Origin of the sequence: Marinomonas ushuaiensis DSM 15871 (genome assembly GCF_000521805.1) — a bacterium.
Lineage (GTDB): Bacteria > Pseudomonadota > Gammaproteobacteria > Pseudomonadales > Marinomonadaceae > Marinomonas > Marinomonas ushuaiensis.
Map to the genome: position 1 here is coordinate 19466 of NZ_JAMB01000021.1, position 20974 is coordinate 40439.

Genomic DNA, 20974 nt, shown 5'->3' on the forward strand with positions numbered 1-20974 from the left:
ATGTATTCAGATAACTCACAAAAAAAGCTTACGAAACCTGTCACTCTCTCTACGCTCAAGAAAATGAAAGCGGATAAAGAGAAGATTACCTGCCTTACATCCTACGACGCATCATTTACTCACGTCATGAATGTTGCTGGCGTCGAAACGATTTTAATCGGCGACTCTTTAGGTATGGTTATCCAAGGCCAAGACAGCACACTTCCAGTCACTATCGAAGATATGTGCTACCACACAGCAGCAGTAAAACGCGGTAATACCAACGCTTTCATTCTTTCTGATATGTCGTTTATGAGTTACAGCAAACCTGAACAAGCACTTGATAATGCAGCAAAGCTCATGCAAGCCGGTGCGAACATGGTGAAACTAGAAGGCGGTAGTTGGTTAGCCGACACCATTAAACTATTGAGCCAGCGCGGCATTCCAGTTTGTGCTCATTTAGGTTTAACCCCTCAGTCTGTCCATAAACTAGGTGGCTACAAAGTCCAAGGTAAAAGCCAAGACGCTGCCGACTTGTTATTGCAAGAGTCTCTTGATTTGGTTGCTGCTGGAGCCGATATTTTACTGTACGAATGCATTCCGACTGAATTGGGCAAGCTACTTACCGAAGCGGTTCCTGTTCCAACGATCGGCATTGGTGCTGGCCCTCACACTGACGGCCAAGTTTTAGTATTGCATGACATGCTAGGCATCAATTTAGGACACACTCCAAAGTTCGTTAAAAACTTTTTGACCGATGGTCGCAACGTGACAGAAGCCTTTGAAGCCTATGTTAAAGAAGTAAAAGACAGTACATTCCCAGGCTCAGAGCACGGATTTAAATAATGAAAACTTTTCACACAGTTGCCGAACTTCGTGCTGCTTTAAAAGTAGAACGACTACAAGATAAAAGCATCGTTTTTGTCCCTACCATGGGCAACCTGCATGACGGTCACATGTCACTGATTCGCAAAGCAAAAGAAGAAGGTGAAGTCATTGTTTCCTCGATCTTCGTCAACCCAATGCAGTTTTCGGATCAAAGCGATTTAGAACGCTACCCAAAAACGTTGGAAGAAGACAAACGCGTTCTTGAAGCCAACGGCTGTCATTATCTGTTTGCTCCTGATGCGCTAGAAATGTACCCAGATGGCAAACGCAGTCAAACACAAATCGAGGTAGTCGGCATTTCTGACATCCTTTGTGGCGCTTCTCGTCCAGGGCATTTTGTGGGGGTTTCGACAGTTGTAACCAAACTATTCAATATGGTTCAACCAGACTGCGCTATATTCGGCAACAAAGATTTCCAACAGTTAAAAGTCATTGAAGACATGATCCGCGACCTAAGCTCTAACGTACGTGTTATTGGTGTCGACACCGCACGTAACGATGACGGCCTCGCCATGAGCTCTCGTAATGGTTATTTAACAGAAGAAGAAAGACGCATCGCACCAACGATGTATCAAACCCTGTTATGGGCGAAAGAGGCGCTCATAACAAACAGTGCGAGTCACGAGGACATTCGCGAACAAGCTCAACAGAAGCTTGAAGCGGCTGGTTTCCGTCGTGATTATTTTGAAATCCGCGCACAAGATAATTTACAAACACCGTCAGAGGAAGAGAAACGCCTAGTCATTTTGGCTGCGGCATACCTAGGCAACGCACGTTTAATTGATAACCTGCGACTTGATCTAGAATAATTCACTTTCAGTGAGAGCGTTGCACGCACATGCTGCACGGTCTCAACAAACTAGGGAGATTGCAATGGGCTCACCCACAAAACTGACTGCTTGGAAAAAACTAGCAGACCATCAACAAGAGATAAACTCTGTTGATATGAAATCCTTGTTTGAAACGGATTCAAAACGCGCGGAGAAATACACCACTCACGCCGCAGGATGGACTTTAGATTACGCAAAAAACCGTGCTAATGAAAAAACCTTCTCTCTGCTTACTGATTTAGCAAAAGAAGCAGGATTAGAAACCGCCATCAAAGGCATGTTCACTGGCGCACACATAAACAACACAGAAGACCGCTCTGTACTGCACATCGCCCTTCGTGCCAGTCAAGCTCAAGAATCACTTATAGTTGATGGTATTAATGTCTTAGACGAAGTTCGCTCTACGCTAAAGCAAATGGAAAAATTTGTTGAACAACTGCACAGCGGCGAATGGAAAGGTTACAGCGGCAAAAACATCACAGACGTGGTTTCTATCGGTATCGGTGGCTCTTACCTTGGACCGAAAGTCGTTGCAGAAGCATTAACACCTTACGCTCAAGAACAAGTGAAAGTGCATTTTGTGGCGAACATTGATGGTTCCGACATCACTGGCAAGCTAAAGCAAATGAACCCAGAAACCACACTTTTTGTTGTGGCATCAAAAACCTTTGGCACACTAGAAACGCTTTCTAATGCCAACGCAGCACGTGACTGGTTTTTAGCAAATGGCGGTTCTCAAGAGACAGTAAGTAAACACTTCGCAGCAGTTAGCTCGAACGTAAAAAAAGCGGTCGAATTCGGCATGGCGGAAGAAAATATCTTCCCAATGTGGGACTGGGTTGGCGGTCGTTATTCGCTTTGGTCAGCGATTGGGTTACCCATTGCCATTGCCGTTGGTATGGACAACTTCTACGCTTTACTGGATGGCGCCCACCAAATGGATGAGCATTTCCGCACAGCACCATTCGAAAAAAACCTACCCGTTATCATGGGCACTTTAGGCGTGTGGTATATCAACTTCCACAATGCACAAACTCACGCTTTGATTCCTTATGATCATTACCTACGCGCCATGCCAGCTCACATCCAACAGCTCGATATGGAAAGTAATGGTAAAGCGAACCTATTAAATGGCGACGGCGTAGAAACAGACACTGCTCCAATCATTTGGGGTGGCGCTGGTACAAACGGCCAACACGCTTATCACCAATTATTGCATCAAGGTACACGTCTTGTTCCTGTGGATTTCATTGCGCCACTAGCAAGTCACAACCCAATTGGCGACCACCACGCACAATTGTTTGCCAACTGCCTAAGCCAGTCTCAAGCGCTTATGGTCGGTAAAACCCTTGAGCAAGCACAGCAAGAACTTCGTGATACCGGCGCAACGGCTGAGCAAATAGACGCCATCGCACCGCACAAAGTGATTAAAGGCAATCGCCCAAGTAACACTCTATTAACGGATAAAATGACACCCGCCACAGTTGGTGCATTGATCGCCCTTTATGAGCACCGTACGTTTGTACAAGGTACGATTTGGGGAATCAACTCATTCGACCAATGGGGCGTAGAGCTTGGTAAAGTATTGGGAACAGACATCTTCAACCGCCTTGTTAGCGACAGCGACAACAGCGGCTTAGATGCCTCGACTCAAGCATTGATAGAAGCGTTTAAGAAAGCTCAGTCTTAAACAATTAGCTTTCTCACATTGAAATAAAAACACCAGCCGAGGCTGGTGTTTTTATTTATCTCTGCAAACATCATAGAGCATCATGAACACAACGTAATGTGCCGTTGAAAACGAAGTTTTCATGTAAGTCGCCGCTTATCATCCAAGTGCAAAACATGACCCTTTAATTCGCTGGATACTCGACATTACTCATAAGCGCTTTTCCAACAAATAATAAAGAACCTTGTATCAGTAACAAGACAAACTTGGTCGCTAAGAAAAACACTTACCTCTACTCTAGTGCCTCTTTAAAACACTAAATGAGGTACACATGACAATTAAACACATTAACCCAGCATCTTTATACGATGGAAAAGAAATAGGCATGTCACAGGCTACAATCGATACAGACACCGGCTTAATCTTTATATCAGGGCAAGTAGATTGGGATACGGATTCCCTATCCAATAGTAATGACATTGAAACACAAACAATAAACGCGGCAAAAAATGTCATTGCTGTTTTAGAGGCTGCCAACTCATCAGTCGAAAATATTTTACAATTACGTGTTTATGTTCGTGGCGAGGCTGCAGATTATATGGAAATTATCGTACCCATTATTGCAAATACATTAGGCACATCACGCCCTGCTCTTACTGGTATCGGCGTCGCATCTTTGGCATCCCCAGACACACTCATTGAAATAGAAGCAACAGCCAAAGTTGCTAGATGATTTTTAATTAATCGAACCTTAAACAATAAAAAACGCCAACTCTTATGAGATAAGAGCTGGCGTAAAAGGCAACTATTATTGTTTACTAATCACTAGAATTTCAGTGCAGCACTTAAGCGAATATCACGGCCTGAAGCAGCTTGACCTATAATCGCATCATAACCAGAGTAAGCTGTATAATCCTCTACAGCTGCATGGCTCAAGTACTGTTCATCAAATAGATTATTAATAGTAAGAGAAATCGTTAGTTGGTCATCTTTCAAAGGTAACCATTTAGCGTAGATATTGTGCACGACATACCCTGGCTTATCGACTCTTACTGTTTCGGTCGTTTCTACACCACTAGATAAATATGTAAATGATTGGTCAATATTATTTATACCCTTAACAATTTCTACAGACCAACCCCCTTCAAATGAATTACTTACCTGATAGTCAAGACTTAAAACTAAAGTATCACCGATAGAATTTGCTGTTGAACTATGAGAGTAACGAGTCACCGTCATATCATTATGCGTGGTTTCAGCACTATGATAATGAAGACCTGCTGTTAGTTTTTCTAGCTGATAAGTAATATCTAAGTAAAATCCAGTAGTTTTAATAGCTTGTTCGTAGTTATCGTAAATTCCCCCCCAAGGAACTTCGTAGCCATTTGAATCTTCTAAACCAATAGCACCATCTATAACTGATTCATATACGCCTGCGTTAATAGCTAATGAATCTTTATTGTAGTTGATACTCATTTCTGTATTTGTTGCTGTTTCTACGGTGATATCGTCACTATACGTTATACCTGAATCTAACTTAAATGAATCTCTAATTTCCGGCCCACGCACAGCTTGAGAGTAGTTTGCTGCGATATTTAAATGGTCAGTAAACTGAAAAACTGCTCCAATATTAGGAGAAAAACCACCTTCACTTACACTTTCATCAGCGACACTTTCTACTTTATATTGGTCATACCGTACACCAGTCGAAATAGTTAATTGATCACTGATATTAATATTATCTTGTATGTATAAACCTGTAACATTTCCAGTTTCAACATTAGAACCGTTATTAAAATTACTTTCATCATCTCGGTAGTTTAAACCATAAGTTAACTCATGGTTTTCTATTAAACTTGTATTTTGTAGTGTAATACCTGCTGTTTCCACATAACCTTCACTGAAACCATATAGTGCACTTGTCGCACCTAAATAACTTTTAGTTTGGTATACAGTAACTTGGCTATCTATTAGGTCACTTTCAAGATCTGTAAAATTATAGTTTAGCGTGATGGTTTCTCGTTCGCTTTCCGAAGGACTTACGTTGTTCTCTAAATTACCACTTAAATCGTTGACAGCAAGCTCTGGTTTATATGGCATATCACCAGCTTTATTTAGTGATTCATAACTTAAAGAGAGATCCTGCTCTTCGGTGAGTTGAGTTTTAATTTTTGCGAAGCCGAGATTTTCATCTAAATCAGTCCCTCTTAATTCATCTCCATTACCATCATCGTAGTTGTCATTATTAGAGCTATTGATATGAACTAACCCTTCAGTTTTACCTGATTCAGTGCGTCCATATGCAGTAATACTATTTTTTATTCCACCACCATTACTACTGAATGTGGACTTTAGCAAAGCACCAACATTTTGATCGTTATCTAATAAATCACTGGCATCTTTAGTAACAAAGCGAACAGAACCACCCAATGCGCCAGGTCCTGACGTTGCATTAGCTGCACCAGCCTCTACTTCAACGCGCTTTAATAATTCAGGTTCTATTGTAATACGGCCTGCATGGTGGAATACACCACCAGCTTGCTCAGCACCATCGACGGTGATATTTAAAGAGTCTTCACCAATATTTCGGACATAAATTTTTTGACCTATGTTAGTTGTACCACCTGCGGTTACTTCGCTCGTATTACGAAATAAGTCTTCTAGGCTACTAGCTTGGTTCTTTTCAATGTCTTGTGCTGTAATTTCTTGGTCAAGCTCTGTGATAGCACGACCTTCAATTTTCAATTCATCAAGTACGGTACTTTCTTCGGCAATAGCGATTCCAGATAAAGCGGCTTGAGAAATGGCAATAGCCAAGATGGTCTTTGAAAATAAATGACGAGAAAACATAAATACCTCTATAAATGATAACTATTAACATTTGATGCCAGGTATTATCTGTTTTATGTAAGGAAAGTGAATGTCTTTTACATCTGTTACATTTGCCAACAGAAAGGGCTATTCATTTCTTCTTTGAGTTAATGATGCGCAGTAGGGTAATTGAATACAGACCATTAATCCTGCACCTTGTTCGTGAGAAAGGTTTTCCGCATATATTGAGCCGCCAAGAGCAATGACCTGACGTTTAGCCAAAGCTAACCCCAAACCATAACCACTTTTTTTAGAGCTAACACTTCGCTCAGTATCCTGATTTTCTTGTTTTATTCGGAAGAAGGGTTTAAATATTTTTTCTAAATATTTTTCAGGTACACCGTAACCTTGATCTCTTACCTCGATGGTAATATTGTCAATTTTTTGCTTAAGCTCCACCGTAACAGTCTTACCTATTGGTGTGTGGAAAAGTGCATTTCTTATAATATTTTCTAACGCAGCGGTTAACGCCTGTTGAGCGCTTTTTATAAAAAACTCGCTCTCTAATTGGATCAATCTAACCTTATGCTGAGAAAACTCATATTGAGCATCCTCAACGATTACCTGTAAAAGAGAAGTGATTTCTAAATCCTCAAGATCGAGCTTTGGCGACTCAGTGTTAAACCAAACAAGTGTTAACGCATCGTCAATTAAGCCCTGCATATTAGAGGATTCATACCGAAGCCTTTCCAAGGCCTTGTCCGAGTCTAAGTTTTGCTCAACGCAATCTACAGCGATATTTAATCGCGTTAACGGTGTTCTCAACTCATGTGATAAATCAGCCAATAATTGGCGCTGATCTGTAATTAGCCTACTAATTCGACCAGCCATGTGATCAAAAGTAGAAGCAAGTTTGGTCAGCTCATCATCTCGATGGGAAAAACCGTCACTTGCACGTACGTCTAATTGTCCTTTACTGAATTGACGAGTTGCTTTTTCTAGCTTTTTTAATGGCTTCATCATGTGTCTGTATAATACAAAAGTGATTAAACAAAGCAGTAAAAAGGGAATGCCTATTTGTAAGATCAGGTCGATAATTAACAAGTTAGAACCTGGGCGCATTCTTTGTGGTAGCTGGATTAAAAAGTGATTCACTCCGTCTTCAAAAAAAATATCCATGGTTGGATTTTCTGCAAAGTACAGATGAATTTTCCACTCCAAACTACGACCTAACCAAAAATTATCGGTATAACTCTGTGAAAGACTTGTATTGGACAATGTTGTAATCGACGATTGAGCAATGGCAATCCATGTATCTTCTCTCTCTTCAACTTCTTTCACCCAAATTTCTAGAGCGTCTTCGCCTTCTTCATAAAGTATCCTTTCAGCTTCTCTAGCATATTCTCTAAGCTCTTCTCGATACGATACATCGATAAAGCTCATGCTTTCTTCGGTATGCTTTGAAATGAGGTCAATCAACCAAAAAAAAACTACAGTACCCACCGCGATAACAAAAAGTAGATTCCATAACAGGCGTTTTTTCATCGGTAGCAATACCCTTTCCCATGTACAGTTATTAAGTATTCACTTGGCATTCCTGTCGCGATAAGCTTTTTCCGAATACGACTCAGGTGCATATCAAGACTTCGATCATATTGGTTATAGGCTTTGCCTAATGCCATTTGAGATAAAAACGCTTTAGTAAGGGTATCGCCTTTGTTTTCGACCAAAAGCCACAGGAGTCGAAATTGAATAGGAGACAATTCTATAAATTGTTGATTGTAACTAATGTTTTTTTCAAGGCGGGATAAGAATAAGTGATCATCTTTTAGATCTAACGTATTTGTTGGTTCTTTATTCTGTAACGAACGTCGTAATAGTGCATCAACACGCAATGCCATTTCTGTGAAATTAAAAGGCTTAGGGAGGTAATCATCTGCACCAATACTTAACCCCTTAATACGATCCTCTTCTGCACCCAATGCAGTAATCATCATCACAGGTGTTTGGCGCTCTCTACGCAGCAGATTCAATACGTTTAAGCCATTCATGTTGGGCAACATGACATCTAATAAAATCAAATCAAAAGACGATTTAAGGGCTGCCAACAGGCCTTGCTCTCCATCATGACAAACCTCTATCTTAAAACCTTTAGACTCCAAAAGTTGAGACATTTTCTGACCTAAGAAAACATCATCTTCAATGATTAAAATCTTAGAATTTAACATACAGAAAGGTACTCACATAGAAATGAAAACAATTCTCATTTTATGTTTTTCTTTTCATAAAAACAACTAGCTAAAAAAGGGGACGCTTCAGGCCTCTTAAATGCAACCCCTTTTAACCAAACCATTTTGATGAACTAGGAAATCGCTTTGACTAGCCAGTCTTTCATCTCTTCTAAATCTGCTTTGTAATCGGGAAAGCTTTCAATTAGTGAATCTACACAAGCAGCGATAGCGTCTGGTCGATACGTCACGCCAATTAACCTTTCTGAAAGCTGCTCAATGGGATCTGGAAAGAGACTGTCTGTAAAGGTTTTTGCCGCGGTAATTTGAGCATTTCTCAAATCTAAATGTAGCTCAACACCACCCCATTTAAAGCGTTCATCTAAGGTATGGGTAAACTGCGGCGATTTTCCATAATTCCAATCCCAGCTTTGTTGCTGGGCAAATCGATCCACCAAACCAGGTAAATCTGGCAGGGTCTCTGGAGAGATATATTCGATCTCTGGCGTTTCATCAAAATGCTCACAAAAAGCTTGGATAATCGCTTCGCAAACCATGTTGTGATTTATATCTGCTCGCAGACTTTCTAAATTCGTCACTCGAGAACGTACCGAAGTAATTCCTTTTGATTGAAGTTTTTTAGGATCAGGATTTAAGTAATTGGCAAGACGAGTCAAATCAGCATGCAGCAACAAAGTACCATGATGAAACCCTCGATCTTTAGTTTCTTTATAAGCTGAACCTGAGAACTTTCTAATGCTATCACCTTCGCCAACAACAAAATCATTACGACCACTGGCATAGCCTTCAATATTCAGTTTCTTCAAGCCTTTCAAGACAATGCTAGTAGACACATCTTTGTTATATTCTGGCTTGCCTGCCATAAAAGTAAAATTAGAGTTACCTAAATCCTGAAAGACAGCACCGCCACCACTTTGACGACGAACAAGACTCACATTATCTTGCTCGATATTTTTAACATTACACTCCTTCCATGGATTTTGTGTACGGCCTATAACCACTGTATCGGCATTCCGCCATAAAAAAAGCACACGCTGATCTGCAGGCATAGACCGAAAAATACAATCTTCTACAGCCAAATTAAAATGCGGATCATTAGACTCAGACAATAAAATACGGCTCGCCATTAGGCATCCTTACAATTAATAAAAAGAGGTCAAATATATCATAATAATAATCAATAGATTTTTACTCCAAGCCTTTTATCTATTATTCGCTTTTGATTGACATCATGCCTTACCAACTCCACCCCTATTAAGTTAAGATCAGAGCTCAATATTTACTCCAGACATTCGACAGGAACCTTCATGGCTGACGCGATACAACATCTTATAAAAAATCTAAAAGTAATCATTGGTCAAAATTACACGCTAACTGATCCAGATAAGATGCAGCCTTATTGCAAAGGTTTTCGATTTGGTTCCGGTGAAGCCATCGCTGTGGTTCGCCCAGCAAGCTTGCTAGAGGTCTGGAAAGCATTACAAGCTTGTAATGAAGCTGATGTGATTGTCATCATGCAAGCCGCAAACACAGGACTGACAGGTGGTTCCACTCCTGATGGGAAAGACTATGATCGTCCGATTGTTATTATCAACACCATGCGTATCGACCAGATCCAGCTGATAGATGAAGGCAAGCAAATTATTGCGTTAGCGGGTAGCACCTTATTCGGTTTGGAAGAAACGTTAGCACCTTATGGCCGTGAACCTCATTCTGTCATTGGTTCTTCTTGTATAGGCGCATCCATTGTTGGCGGCATTTGTAATAACTCAGGCGGCGCACTGGTACAGCGTGGCCCAGCGTATACCGAACTGTCATTATTTGCTCAAGTAGAAGCTGACGGCAGCTTAACTTTAGTCAACAATTTAGGCGTTCAACTCGGAGATACTCCAGAAGAAATTCTGACCAATTTAGATAAGAAAAAATATCGAGTTTCTGATATCGAATTCCCTGAAAAACGCGCCTCTGACAACGAGTACCACGAGCGTATTCGTGACGTAGAAGCAGACACGCCATCACGCTTCAACAACGATGGGCGACGTTTGCACGAATCTGCAGGTTGCGCAGGGAAATTAGCCGTATTTGCCGTCCGTATGGACACCTTTGAAATCCCTGAAAAACAACAAGTTTTCTATGTCGGAACGAATGACACTGAAGATTTTTACCATATTCGTCGCCACATGCTGGCTAACTTTAAAAACTTACCTGTTTCAGGGGAATATATTCACCGCCAATGTTATGACGATTCTAAAAAATACGGTAAAGACACCTTTGTTGTCATCGATAAGCTGGGGTCAAAATACATTCCAAAGCTATTTGGCTTAAAGCGTACAGTTGATCGCATCGCTGGAAAATTCAGCTTTTTACCAAGTAAATTATCAGATCGAATCATGCAAGGTCTTAGCTATTTATGGCCAAACCATCTACCTCAGCGCATGGAAGAATATCGTGATAAATATGAGCATCATTGGATTATCGAAACTTGCAATGACGGCGTAGACGAAGCCCGACAATATCTAACTGAGTTATTTAAAGAGAAAGACGGTGATTTCTTTGAATGTACGCCAAAAGAAGGTGAAAAAGCCATATTGCATCGCTTTGTTGCCGCTGGTGCCATTGGTCGTTTCCACGGACTCAACAGCTCAAAGCTTGGTAGCATGATGACTATAGACGTTGCTTTCCCACGTAACGAAAAAGACTGGTTTGAAACACTAGCACCTGAAATTGAAGAGCAGATCGCTTACAAATACTATTATGGTCACCTGTTCTGCCACGTTATGCACCAAAACTACATTGTGAAAAAAGGTGTCGATAGCAAAGCTCTAAAAAATAAGATCCTAGCGACTTTTGATCAAAGAGGAGCAGAATATCCAGCAGAACATAATGTCGGCCATGAATACGCAGCGAAAGATACATTAAAAAGCTTCTATCAAAAAATCGACCCAACAAACAGCTTCAATCCTGGCATTGGTAAAACATCCAAGTTAAAACATTGGGCTGAAATCTCTGGCGCAGATAACTGTGGATGTTGCGGTGATCAGAAAAAATAAACGTCTTCTAATAACCTATCGAATTCTTGATCAATAGAGTTCCTAAAAAAAGAGCGCTTAATATGCGCTCTTTTTTTATCTTATGCTCAATAAAACAGACATTAAAAAACCACGATGCTTTCACATCGTGGTTTCCAGAAGAGCTTCCAATACTTTTAAAAATATTAAATTTTTATAGGTATTGGACTTTCTCGATTTCATACGTTGCTTCACCGCTTGGGATTTTAACGACAACTTCGTCGCCTTCTTCTTTCCCAATAATAGCTTTAGCAATCGGTGAAGCATAAGAAATCTTCTTAACCTTCACATCTGACTCATCGTCACCAACAATCTTGTAAGTAACCGTGTCTTCAGTATCGACATTAAAAAGCGTTACTGTTGTGCCGAAGATAACTTTAGATGAAGCTGGCAATGATTTCACATCAATTACTTGTGAGTCAGACAACTTACCTTCGATCTCTTTAATACGACCTTCAGCAAAGCCCTGCTCTTCACGAGCAGCATGGTATTCTGCGTTTTCTTTTAAGTCGCCGTGCTCACGCGCAGTTGCGATATCCGCAATCACACGAGGACGAACGACAGTTTTAAGATGATTTAGCTCTTCTCTTAGACGCGCTTCACCTTCTACTGTCATTGGTACTTTTTTCATTATTTCCCCAAGTGCAAATCTTGCAGTCTTCTAACTTTCGTTTCACCCGTTAAGCCAATCGCCATACTTGTGGCTTCAGCACCAGCCAATGTCGTAGTGTAACAAACCTTGCGCTGCAATGCTGTACGACGAATGACAGAAGAATCTGTAATGGCCTGTGTGCCAGATGTAGTATTGATGATGTAATCAATCTCACCGTTTTTCATCATGTCAACAATGTGTGGACGACCTTCGTTCACCTTGTTGACTTTACGAACAGCAACGCCATTATCAGACAAGTATTTCGCTGTGCCTTCTGTACCAACTAGATCAAAGCCTAGATCAGCCAAACGACGAGCAACCGCTACCGCCCCTTCTTTGTCCATATCACGGACACTGATGAAAGCACGACCGGATGTTGGCAATTCAGTACCACCACCAAGAACCGCTTTACCAAAGGCTTCAGCAAATGTATCGCCAACACCCATGACTTCACCCGTAGACTTCATCTCAGGTCCAAGAATCGGATCGACACCTTGGAACTTGTTGAATGGGAACACCGCTTCTTTCACGCTGTAGTAAGAAGGAATAATTTCTTTCGTGAAACCAAGCTCTTCCAACGTTTTACCTGACATAACCAAAGCAGCAACTTGCGCCAAAGAACGTCCGATACATTTAGAAACGAAAGGCACTGTACGTGATGCGCGAGGGTTAACTTCGATTACGTAGATTTCACCATCTTGCACAGCAAGCTGAGTATTCATCAAACCGATAACGCCAAGCTCAAGCGCCATGTTCTTAATCATGTCACGAATGTCGTTTTGCACTTCTTCAGACAATGAGTAAGGAGGCAAAGAACATGCTGAGTCACCAGAGTGAACGCCCGCTTGCTCGATATGCTGCATGATGCCGCCGATAACCACTTGATGACCGTCAGAGATACAATCGATATCAATTTCAATCGCGGCATTCAAGAAGTGATCAAGCAATACTGGGCTGTCATTAGAGACCTTCACTGCCGTTGTCATATAACGGTTTAGATCTTTTTCGTTATAAACAATTTCCATCGCGCGGCCACCCAATACATAAGATGGGCGAACAACGAGCGGATAACCGATTTCAGCCGCCTTAACAGCCGCTTGTTCAACGCTTCGAACAGTCGCGTTATGTGGCTGTTTGTAGCCTAAACGCTGAATCATGCTTTGGAAACGTTCACGATCTTCTGCACGGTCAATCGACTCAGGTGTTGTACCGATAATTGGCACACCTTCGTTTTGCAAAGCACGGGCAATTTTCAGAGGTGTTTGACCACCAAACTGAACAATAACGCCTTTTGGTTTTTCTTTGCGTACGATTTCTAATACGTCTTCTAACGTTACTGGCTCGAAGTACAAACGATCCGATGTGTCGTAATCGGTAGAAACCGTTTCTGGATTACAGTTCACCATGATGGTTTCGTAACCCGCTTCACGCAAACCTAATGCGGCATGTACACAGCAGTAGTCAAACTCAATACCTTGACCGATACGGTTTGGACCACCACCTAGAATAATGATTTTATCTTTGTCCGTTGGCGCCGCTTCACACTCATCTTCGTAAGTGGAATACATGTAAGCCGTATTCGTAGCAAATTCAGCCGCACAGGTATCAACACGCTTGTAGACTGGATGAACGTTCATCAAGTAACGACGTTCACGCAAGGACTTTTCAGTCACGCTCAACAAGGTTGCAAGACGAGCATCGGAGAAACCTTTACGCTTCAAACGACGAATCACGTCGTAGCTCAGATCTACCAAACCTTTATCTGCCAATCCTGCTTCTTCTTTGATCAAGTCTTCGATTTGCACCAAGAACCAATGATCAACACCCGTTGCTGCGTAGATTTCATCTACTGACATGCCAGAACGGAAAGCATCACCAATATACCAAATACGATCTGCACCTGGAGACTGAAGCTCGTAAGCTAATTTTTCTTTACTGTTTTCTTCTGAGAAATCCAACTGAGGATTAAAGCCATCTGCACCGACTTCCAAACCACGCAATGCTTTTTGCAAAGACTCTTGGAAAGTACGGCCAATCGCCATGACTTCACCCACAGACTTCATCTGAGTCGTTAGACGATCATTCGCTGTTGGGAATTTTTCAAAAGTAAATCGAGGAATCTTAGTCACAACATAGTCAATTGCTGGCTCGAAACTCGCTGGCGTTTGACCACCAGTAATGTCGTTTTGCAATTCATCTAATGTATAGCCAATCGCCAATTTCGCAGCAATTTTTGCAATAGGGAAACCAGTCGCTTTCGATGCCAAAGCAGAAGAACGAGATACACGAGGATTCATCTCGATAACCACAAGACGACCTGTTTTTGGGTCCATACCGAATTGTACGTTTGAACCACCTGTCTCAACACCGATCTCACGCAATACCGCCAAAGACGCGTTACGCATGATTTGATATTCTTTATCTGTCAGTGTTTGTGCTGGCGCCACAGTGATGGAATCACCTGTGTGAACTCCCATCGCGTCAAAGTTTTCAATCGCACAAACAATAATGCAGTTGTCTTTTTTGTCACGGACAACTTCCATCTCGTACTCTTTCCAACCGATCAAAGATTCATCGATGAGCAATTCGTTGGTTGGAGATAAATCCAAGCCACGAGTACAAATTTCTTCAAACTCTTCCATGTTGTATGCGATACCACCACCGGTGCCGCCCATGGTGAAAGAAGGTCGAATGATACAAGGAAAACCTAAGTCACTTTGCACTTCTTTTGCTTCTTCCATTGAGTGAGCAATACCAGCACGAGGACATTCAAGGCCAATGGCTTTCATGGCTTTATCAAAACGGTTTCGGTCTTCTGCTTTATCGATCGCGTCTGCTGTCGCACCAATCATTTCAACACCGAATTCAGCCAATACACCGTGCTTCTCAAGATCAAGCGCACAGTTCAATGCAGTTTGACCACCCATTGTCGGTAAAACCGCATCTGGACGTTCTTTCTCAATGATTTTTGCCACGGTCTTCCATTCAACAGGCTCGATGTAAGTCGAATCGGCCATGGCTGGATCAGTCATGATGGTCGCTGGGTTAGAGTTAACAAGAATGACGCGAAGGCCCTCTTCTCGTAACGCTTTACACGCTTGCGCACCAGAGTAATCAAATTCACAGGCCTGGCCGATGATGATCGGGCCAGCACCTAAAATTAAAACGCTTTTTATGTCAGTACGTTTTGGCATAGTCTTTTCGTTCCTGCTTAGGCTTAGGCTTTGGATGCTTTGATGTTTTCAATGAACTGATCAAACAAAGGCGCAACATCATGTGGCCCTGGGCTTGCTTCCGGATGACCTTGGAAGCTAAACGCGCTTTTATCTGTACGAGCAATACCTTGCAAAGAAGCATCAAACAAAGACTTGTGAGTCATCACAAGGTTCGCTGGCAAACTGTCTTCATCAACCGCAAAACCATGGTTTTGGCTGGTGATCATCACTGTGCCTTTTTCTATTGCTTGTACTGGATGGTTCGCACCATGATGGCCGAATTTCATCTTCTTAGTTTTCGCACCGGATGCCAAAGCCAAAAGCTGATGACCAAGACAAATACCGAATACGGGAATATCCGTTTCTAGAATTTCTTTGATGGCTTGAATAGCGTAATCACATGGCTCTGGATCACCTGGACCATTTGATAAGAAAACGCCATCTGGATTCATTGCTAAAACATCACTTGCTGGCGTTTGTGCTGGAACAACCGTCAAACGGCAACCACGCTCAACCAACATGCGAAGAATATTGCGCTTCACACCGTAGTCGTAAGCAACCACATGAAACTCAGAAGAATCTGGTGTTGTGTGACCTTTGACAAGATCCCAAGTAGATTCTGTCCACTCGTATGCTTTCTTGACAGTCACTTCTTTCGCTAGGTCCATTCCTTTCAAACCTGGGAAAGCGCGTGCTGCTGCAATGGCCTCTTCTGTTTTTTCTAGAGCGTCATCACCTGCAATGATGCAACCCGCTTGAGCGCCTTTTTCACGTAAAATACGCGTTAGTTTGCGCGTATCAATGTCGGCAATACCCACGACACCTTTACGTTTAAGGTAAGAATCAAGAGATTCTTCTGAACGCCAGCTGCTAGCAACCAAAGGAAGATCACGAATGATCAAACCTTCACACCATACATTGCTGGATTCTTCATCTTCAGAGTTAACGCCAGTATTCCCGATGTGGGGATAGGTCAAGGTGACCATTTGTCGAGCATAGGAAGGATCGGTAAGAATTTCTTGATAACCAGTCATTGAGGTATTGAATACTACCTCAGCAGTTGATGAGCCATCAGCTCCGATCGACACACCTTTAAATACTGTGCCGTCTTCCAGAGCTAGAATCGCTGTTGTTGCCAAAGGAACCTCCCGTTTAGAGCCTATTCAGGTTGCAAAAAAGCGAGACGAACCTAGATCCATCTCGCTTTTAAATAATTGCGTTTTTGATGCCGATTTATCATTAGTCTTTCGAATACTTTCTGATAAATACAACGCTCAAAAAATCTGAGCAATTTTACTACCATCCGCCGCGAGCGTCCACCTTGAATCCTAAGTAAATCGCCAAAAACGTTCGATTTTACGGCTTTTTAACTGACTCTTTAGTCAAGAATCAGAAATCACTAGCAGAGTAAGTCGTCCGCCACTTTTTGCGCTGTTTCATATCCTTTCAAGTTACCCAAAACAGTCAATGAAAAGACCATCGCGGCCGCTGGCCCTTTTCCAGTAAGGATGTTTTCATCCATCACGACAGGAAGGTCGGATATATATTCTGCGCCGGTTAAACCGTCTTCGAATCCCGGATAACAAGTTGCCTGCTTATCAATGACGTAACCATGCGTTCCAAACACAACCGCAGGCGATGCACACAAGGCCGCCAACAAAGCGTCTTCTATGTCGTGTTTTTCCAGCATATTCGTTAATAATTCACTATCTCTCAGATTTTCGGCTCCCGGCATTCCGCCAGGCAACACAATGGCGTCATACATTATGTCAGCAACGTCTGTTAACAAAACATCGGCTTCAAGCTTACAACCGTGCGCCATGACAATGTGTTTCGAGTCATGCACACTCGCCACTGTCACTTCAATACCACCGCGACGTAACACATCAATAATAGTGATGGTTTCAATGTCTTCATTGCCGTTGGCGATAGGAACCAATACCTTGCTCATACTCATACTAAAACCCCAGCCTCTTCTATAAATAAATGTGTTTTACATTTTTAATGTAAACAAGCAGGCAGCTTCATGACCCTGCTCTGTTTGATAATAATTTTTACGACGCCCCACTAGCTCAAAGTTCAACGACTCGTATAAGCTGATTGCGCCGACATTGGATTCTCGAACCTCCAACAAGAACTCACTCACACCTTCATGCTTAATATTCGCTAACCACTCAGTCATGAGTTTTTTTGCCAAACCTTGGCGACGCGCATCCAGGCTCACAACAATCAACTCTAATTCAGACTGATCCCCCCATTGAGACGCCGTCAACCAACCTAACAATGATTCAGGAGATTGACCCGACACTTTCTCAACACGCTCTATTACCCAGTTTTTTCGCGTTTTTAATGCATCAAGTACTAAGGATTCCCCCCAAGGATGAGGGTTCGATAAAGCATCAAGAGAGACAAGAGCGTAAAGGTCAGACCCAACAGCCTGACGAATAGAAATAGACGACATCATAAGATTCAGCGCCCTATAGTAACTAGATACTTCAATGAGTATTTACGTCAAAAAAACTAGATTGCATGATTTCCCATGCTTCTTTGCGTAACTCGGGAATGCGATGCAATTCCGATAAACTAACAATGCGCGCGGTTGGGTAGGTTTTCAAGGGGCTTTCGGCAGGCAAATCGTCAACCAATTGGGAAATATGATTACCAGCAAGCACCAACATCGGCGGCTCAGTAAAACTTTTCACCAAGCGAGAAATATAGCTTTCAACTGCACCAAACAGCCAATCGGTGCGCATCAAAAAATGCTGATTTTTTAACGCGCCTGGCCAAGAAAAAGCACTGCCCTGCCACTCATCAATAGATTGTTTTAATAAGGCCTGCCCCATTTTCAGAGCAAGCCGTTCAACCTCTTCTTCTTGAGAGAATACTTGTGGAACATCACTCAAGATCAATAATTTATTCGATAAAGCATACGCGCGAATATCAAGGCGCGTCACTCGGCTCTTAATAGCAGGGTCGGGCTCCACGACAATGTCGACTGCCAACTCTTCAATTGGCTGTAAATCTTCAACAATAATCTCTGGCCCAGCGTTAAGCTGTTCACGAAGGTAATTAACTGATTGCTCTTTCTCTTCTGGCAGCATCTTAACCACAGGTTCAGGCACCGCTGCACCAAAACCAACAGAGGCAAGACTGACCTCATCATTAACAACCGTCGCCACACTAATCTCTGCCTTTAACCCCCAAGGTTGAGACGGCATGAATATCGTGCCGGAAACACCTTCAGGCGCAGATAACCAAGAAGTAACGCCCATTTGCGCTAAGCAATGGTTTTGGAAGGCTTCTTTTGGGGTTAACTCACGGAACATAATGACCTTAAGAATCGCTACTGAGATGTTGAAATATAGGTTACAAATATACGCGCTTATGTCATGACATGCCACTCGATCGCCACAAGATTCAATGGTCTGATCTTCATCTCCTGTGTATAATCTCCGCCATTATTTAATCCCACAAAACCCAACACATCGTCTAAAAGGTAAACACTATGATCTCTATGCTATCTCGCTTAGCCATTATTGCGGCCGTATCTATCAGCAGCTTGAGCTTTGCCGACAGCTTGCCAGATCTAAAAGGCCGTACGATTTTGGCCGTAACTGAAAATGCCTACACTCCTTTAAACTTTGTAGATCCAGCCACAGGCAAAGGCATTGGTTGGGAATACGATGCAATGAACGAAATTGGTAAGCGCCTTAACGCCAAAATTGAATGGCACTTAAGTAGCTGGGACACCATGATCCAAGCGGTAAAACAAGAACAATACGACGTCGGTATGGATGGCATTACCATCAATGAAGAACGGGCACAGCAAATTGACTTCTCTGCTCCTTATTTAACATCTCAACAGTTCATGTTGGTTCGAGCAGATGAAAACCGCTTCACCGACGCTGAATCTTTCGCGGCGAATGATGATTTTCATTTTGGAGCGCAAGCCGGCACAACGAATTTCTACGTTGCTGTTTATGATGTATTAGATGGCAATGAAGATAACCCTCGTATCACCTTATTAGAAACCTTTGGAGCATCGGTTCAAGCGCTTAAATCAGGCGATGTTGACAGTGTATTAATGGATGCGGCTTCAGCTCGTGGCTACATTGGAGCAAACCCAGGTGCGTTTAAAATTATCGGTGGCCCATTGGGCTCAGAAGATTTTGGCTTTATCTTCACACCGGGTTCTGACCTTGTTGAGCCAGTCAATGCAGTGATTAAAAGCATGAAAGCTGACGGCACTTTAGATGCACTAAACAAAAAATGGTTCTTCGACTACAACCAGCAGTAAGCCGATAACCAATGATTCTATATTAAGAGTCAGCTTGTAACCGATCTTCTTTTACTTAATAGTCGATCGTTTTTTCTTTATTCGACCATCTATTAAATGGTTGCACCGCTACGTAATGATGCCCTTGAAACGAACGCTAGAACGCACACCTTGGTGGCTAGTTACCATCTTTGTTATCGCCTTAGTTTTACTATGGAACATGGTTGCTGATCAAAGCTACCAACGAATTGCAGGCGCGCTAAGCGAAGGATTACTGACGACTATAGGCGTCACCTTTACGGCTTTCATCATTGCCAGTTCAATTGGCTTAGTCGTGGCTTTGGCAGGATTTTCTCGTTATCGCATCGTGCGTGAAGTTGCTCGTTTCTATGTGGAAATTTTTCGCGGTATACCAGTTCTCGTTTTACTCTTTTATATTGCCTTTGTTGGTGCACCTGAAGTGGTTAACTTCTATAACTGGGCAATGCAAATTCCTATCGAACAAGGCTGGATTGAAAAAGCACGAACTCGCGACTTTACTTTATTGTGGCGTGCCATTATTGCTCTTGCGATTAGTTACAGTGCCTTTATCGCGGAAGTATTTCGTGCAGGCATTCAAGAAGTAAGCAAAGGACAAATTGAAGCAGCCCAAGCATTGGGGCTATCAAGCTGGCATCGCTTCCGCCTGATCATTTTGCCACAAGCCATGCGAAAAATATTACCGCCTCTTGGTAATGACCTCGTCGCCATGATCAAAGACTCTGCTCTTGTTTCCGTTTTAGGCGTACAAGACATCACCCAACTGGGCAAAGTCTTTAGCTCTTCCACCTTTCAGTTTTTTGAAACCTATAACGTCGTTGCCTTTATGTATCTAACGCTGACATTGAGCTTATCACTGTTAATTAGAGCTTTTGAAAGCCACCTAAGACGCAACGACCATCATTGAGTAAAAGTCTGTCGCGGATCCGCCATTGACTTCAAAAAGACGCATTCATTCCACTGCCATTTACTGTTTTGACAGTGTTCGACGTCTCGGGTCAATTAGAGAAGCATCTGTATCTAGCTAGATGCTAGGTTTTCAGCAACACCCTTGTCGAGAATAAACTTAAAATTGATGAACTTATATTCGAGTAAATTGGGTTTGTATAGAATAGTCTTTCTTCGGACCCATCACGTTAAAGCTCAATTCAAACTCATTGTCTGATAAAAACTCAAACCTCGCGTTATAATGGTCTTTGATACATAAATGATGTGACGTGAGAATACTGGCTTGGGTAAAAGCAAAACTCAGAAACACATCGCCTTTTGTTGCCCCATCAGAGAAAAAGATGTCAAAG

At 42.3% G+C, this 20974-nt stretch carries 18 protein-coding genes; 7 read left to right on the top strand and 11 right to left on the bottom strand.

All coding sequences use genetic code 11. The features are described 5' to 3' along the window. The 4 genes from panB to MUS1_RS15040 all read left to right on the top strand — a co-directional run bounded on the left by panB (window position 1) and on the right by MUS1_RS15040 (window position 4099). On the top strand, window positions 1-825 hold the full coding sequence (gene panB, locus MUS1_RS15025; protein WP_036163931.1) for a 3-methyl-2-oxobutanoate hydroxymethyltransferase: 825 nt from the start codon (window positions 1-3) through the stop codon (window positions 823-825). Further along, a complete protein-coding gene (gene panC, locus MUS1_RS15030) occupies window positions 825-1676 on the top strand; it encodes a pantoate--beta-alanine ligase (protein ID WP_036163934.1) in 852 nt (283 codons plus the stop codon). The genes panB and panC overlap by 1 nt, the downstream gene beginning before the upstream one ends. Window positions 1677-1740: 64 nt before the next feature. After that, window positions 1741-3387: a glucose-6-phosphate isomerase gene (gene pgi, locus MUS1_RS15035; RefSeq protein ID WP_036163936.1), complete on the top strand. Its 1647-nt coding sequence runs from the start codon at window positions 1741-1743 to the stop codon at window positions 3385-3387. 310 nt (window positions 3388-3697) lie between these two features. Beyond that, a complete protein-coding gene (locus MUS1_RS15040; protein ID WP_036163938.1) occupies window positions 3698-4099 on the top strand; it encodes a RidA family protein in 402 nt (133 codons plus the stop codon). 92 nt (window positions 4100-4191) lie between these two features. Here the strand turns inward: MUS1_RS15040 and MUS1_RS15045 are convergent, their stop codons facing one another. From MUS1_RS15045 to lplA, 4 genes are all read right to left on the bottom strand, one after another. Then, complete coding sequence (locus MUS1_RS15045; RefSeq protein WP_051436384.1) at window positions 4192-6216, bottom strand: TonB-dependent receptor domain-containing protein; 2025 nt, start codon at window positions 6214-6216, stop codon at window positions 4192-4194. Between the two features lie 108 nt (window positions 6217-6324). Then, on the bottom strand, window positions 6325-7722 hold the full coding sequence (locus MUS1_RS15050; protein ID WP_036163941.1) for a histidine kinase sensor domain-containing protein: 1398 nt from the start codon (window positions 7720-7722) through the stop codon (window positions 6325-6327). Then, window positions 7719-8405 (bottom strand): response regulator transcription factor, encoded by a 687-nt coding sequence (locus tag MUS1_RS15055; RefSeq protein WP_036163943.1) that lies wholly within the window; start codon window positions 8403-8405, stop codon window positions 7719-7721. The genes MUS1_RS15050 and MUS1_RS15055 overlap by 4 nt, the downstream gene beginning before the upstream one ends. Before the next feature lie 134 nt (window positions 8406-8539). Then, a complete protein-coding gene (gene lplA / locus MUS1_RS15060) occupies window positions 8540-9553 on the bottom strand; it encodes a lipoate--protein ligase (protein WP_036163948.1) in 1014 nt (337 codons plus the stop codon). Window positions 9554-9733: 180 nt separating this feature from the next. Here lplA and dld point away from each other — a divergent pair, with 180 nt between their 5' ends. After that, window positions 9734-11476, top strand: coding sequence for a D-lactate dehydrogenase (gene dld / locus MUS1_RS15065; RefSeq protein WP_036163950.1), 1743 nt, complete (start codon window positions 9734-9736; stop codon window positions 11474-11476). 172 nt (window positions 11477-11648) lie between these two features. Here dld and greA read toward each other — a convergent pair whose 3' ends face one another. The 6 genes from greA to MUS1_RS15095 all read right to left on the bottom strand — a co-directional run bounded on the left by greA (window position 11649) and on the right by MUS1_RS15095 (window position 18762). After that, window positions 11649-12125 carry a transcription elongation factor GreA gene (gene greA, locus MUS1_RS15070; RefSeq protein WP_036163952.1) on the bottom strand — a complete coding sequence of 159 codons (477 nt, stop codon included), beginning with the start codon at window positions 12123-12125 and terminating at the stop codon, window positions 11649-11651. Further along, window positions 12125-15340 carry a carbamoyl-phosphate synthase large subunit gene (carB, locus tag MUS1_RS15075; RefSeq protein WP_036163954.1) on the bottom strand — a complete coding sequence of 1072 codons (3216 nt, stop codon included), beginning with the start codon at window positions 15338-15340 and terminating at the stop codon, window positions 12125-12127. Before carB ends, greA begins: the two co-directional genes overlap by 1 nt. A gap of 23 nt (window positions 15341-15363) precedes the next feature. After that, the gene (carA, locus tag MUS1_RS15080; RefSeq protein ID WP_036163956.1) at window positions 15364-16500 is read right to left on the bottom strand and encodes a glutamine-hydrolyzing carbamoyl-phosphate synthase small subunit; all 1137 of its coding nucleotides are present in this window, start codon (window positions 16498-16500) and stop codon (window positions 15364-15366) included. Between the two features lie 260 nt (window positions 16501-16760). Beyond that, window positions 16761-17318 (bottom strand): DJ-1 family glyoxalase III, encoded by a 558-nt coding sequence (locus tag MUS1_RS15085; RefSeq protein ID WP_245595830.1) that lies wholly within the window; start codon window positions 17316-17318, stop codon window positions 16761-16763. A gap of 36 nt (window positions 17319-17354) precedes the next feature. Continuing rightward, the gene (locus MUS1_RS15090; protein ID WP_051436387.1) at window positions 17355-17825 is read right to left on the bottom strand and encodes a GNAT family N-acetyltransferase; all 471 of its coding nucleotides are present in this window, start codon (window positions 17823-17825) and stop codon (window positions 17355-17357) included. Window positions 17826-17856: 31 nt separating this feature from the next. After that, window positions 17857-18762, bottom strand: a complete 906-nt coding sequence (locus tag MUS1_RS15095) for a hypothetical protein (RefSeq protein WP_245595831.1) — start codon at window positions 18760-18762, stop codon at window positions 17857-17859. A gap of 104 nt (window positions 18763-18866) precedes the next feature. Between MUS1_RS15095 and MUS1_RS15100 the strand changes: the two genes are divergently transcribed. Next, on the top strand, window positions 18867-19658 hold the full coding sequence (locus tag MUS1_RS15100; protein WP_156924903.1) for a transporter substrate-binding domain-containing protein: 792 nt from the start codon (window positions 18867-18869) through the stop codon (window positions 19656-19658). Between the two features lie 118 nt (window positions 19659-19776). Further along, complete coding sequence (locus MUS1_RS15105) at window positions 19777-20583, top strand: amino acid ABC transporter permease (RefSeq protein WP_245595832.1); 807 nt, start codon at window positions 19777-19779, stop codon at window positions 20581-20583. A gap of 174 nt (window positions 20584-20757) precedes the next feature. Here MUS1_RS15105 and MUS1_RS16195 read toward each other — a convergent pair. Continuing rightward, on the bottom strand, window positions 20758-20974 hold a 217-nt coding region (locus MUS1_RS16195; protein WP_211236481.1), incomplete at its 5' end, for a DUF6314 family protein.

What these genes read in the sequence shown, in the direction of transcription:
- panB (WP_036163931.1), top strand. Translation starts at nt 1, where the DNA reads ATGTATTCAGATAACTCACAAAAAAAGCTTACGAAACCTGTCACTCTC.
- panC (WP_036163934.1), top strand. Translation starts at nt 825, where the DNA reads ATGAAAACTTTTCACACAGTTGCCGAACTTCGTGCTGCTTTAAAAGTA.
- pgi (WP_036163936.1), top strand. Translation starts at nt 1,741, where the DNA reads ATGGGCTCACCCACAAAACTGACTGCTTGGAAAAAACTAGCAGACCAT.
- MUS1_RS15040 (WP_036163938.1), top strand. Translation starts at nt 3,698, where the DNA reads ATGACAATTAAACACATTAACCCAGCATCTTTATACGATGGAAAAGAA.
- MUS1_RS15045 (WP_051436384.1), bottom strand. Translation starts at nt 6,216, where the DNA reads ATGTTTTCTCGTCATTTATTTTCAAAGACCATCTTGGCTATTGCCATT.
- MUS1_RS15050 (WP_036163941.1), bottom strand. Translation starts at nt 7,722, where the DNA reads ATGAAAAAACGCCTGTTATGGAATCTACTTTTTGTTATCGCGGTGGGT.
- MUS1_RS15055 (WP_036163943.1), bottom strand. Translation starts at nt 8,405, where the DNA reads ATGTTAAATTCTAAGATTTTAATCATTGAAGATGATGTTTTCTTAGGT.
- lplA (WP_036163948.1), bottom strand. Translation starts at nt 9,553, where the DNA reads ATGGCGAGCCGTATTTTATTGTCTGAGTCTAATGATCCGCATTTTAAT.
- dld (WP_036163950.1), top strand. Translation starts at nt 9,734, where the DNA reads ATGGCTGACGCGATACAACATCTTATAAAAAATCTAAAAGTAATCATT.
- greA (WP_036163952.1), bottom strand. Translation starts at nt 12,125, where the DNA reads ATGAAAAAAGTACCAATGACAGTAGAAGGTGAAGCGCGTCTAAGAGAA.
- carB (WP_036163954.1), bottom strand. Translation starts at nt 15,340, where the DNA reads ATGCCAAAACGTACTGACATAAAAAGCGTTTTAATTTTAGGTGCTGGC.
- MUS1_RS15085 (WP_245595830.1), bottom strand. Translation starts at nt 17,318, where the DNA reads ATGAGTATGAGCAAGGTATTGGTTCCTATCGCCAACGGCAATGAAGAC.
- MUS1_RS15090 (WP_051436387.1), bottom strand. Translation starts at nt 17,825, where the DNA reads ATGATGTCGTCTATTTCTATTCGTCAGGCTGTTGGGTCTGACCTTTAC.
- MUS1_RS15100 (WP_156924903.1), top strand. Translation starts at nt 18,867, where the DNA reads ATGATCTCTATGCTATCTCGCTTAGCCATTATTGCGGCCGTATCTATC.
- MUS1_RS15105 (WP_245595832.1), top strand. Translation starts at nt 19,777, where the DNA reads ATGCCCTTGAAACGAACGCTAGAACGCACACCTTGGTGGCTAGTTACC.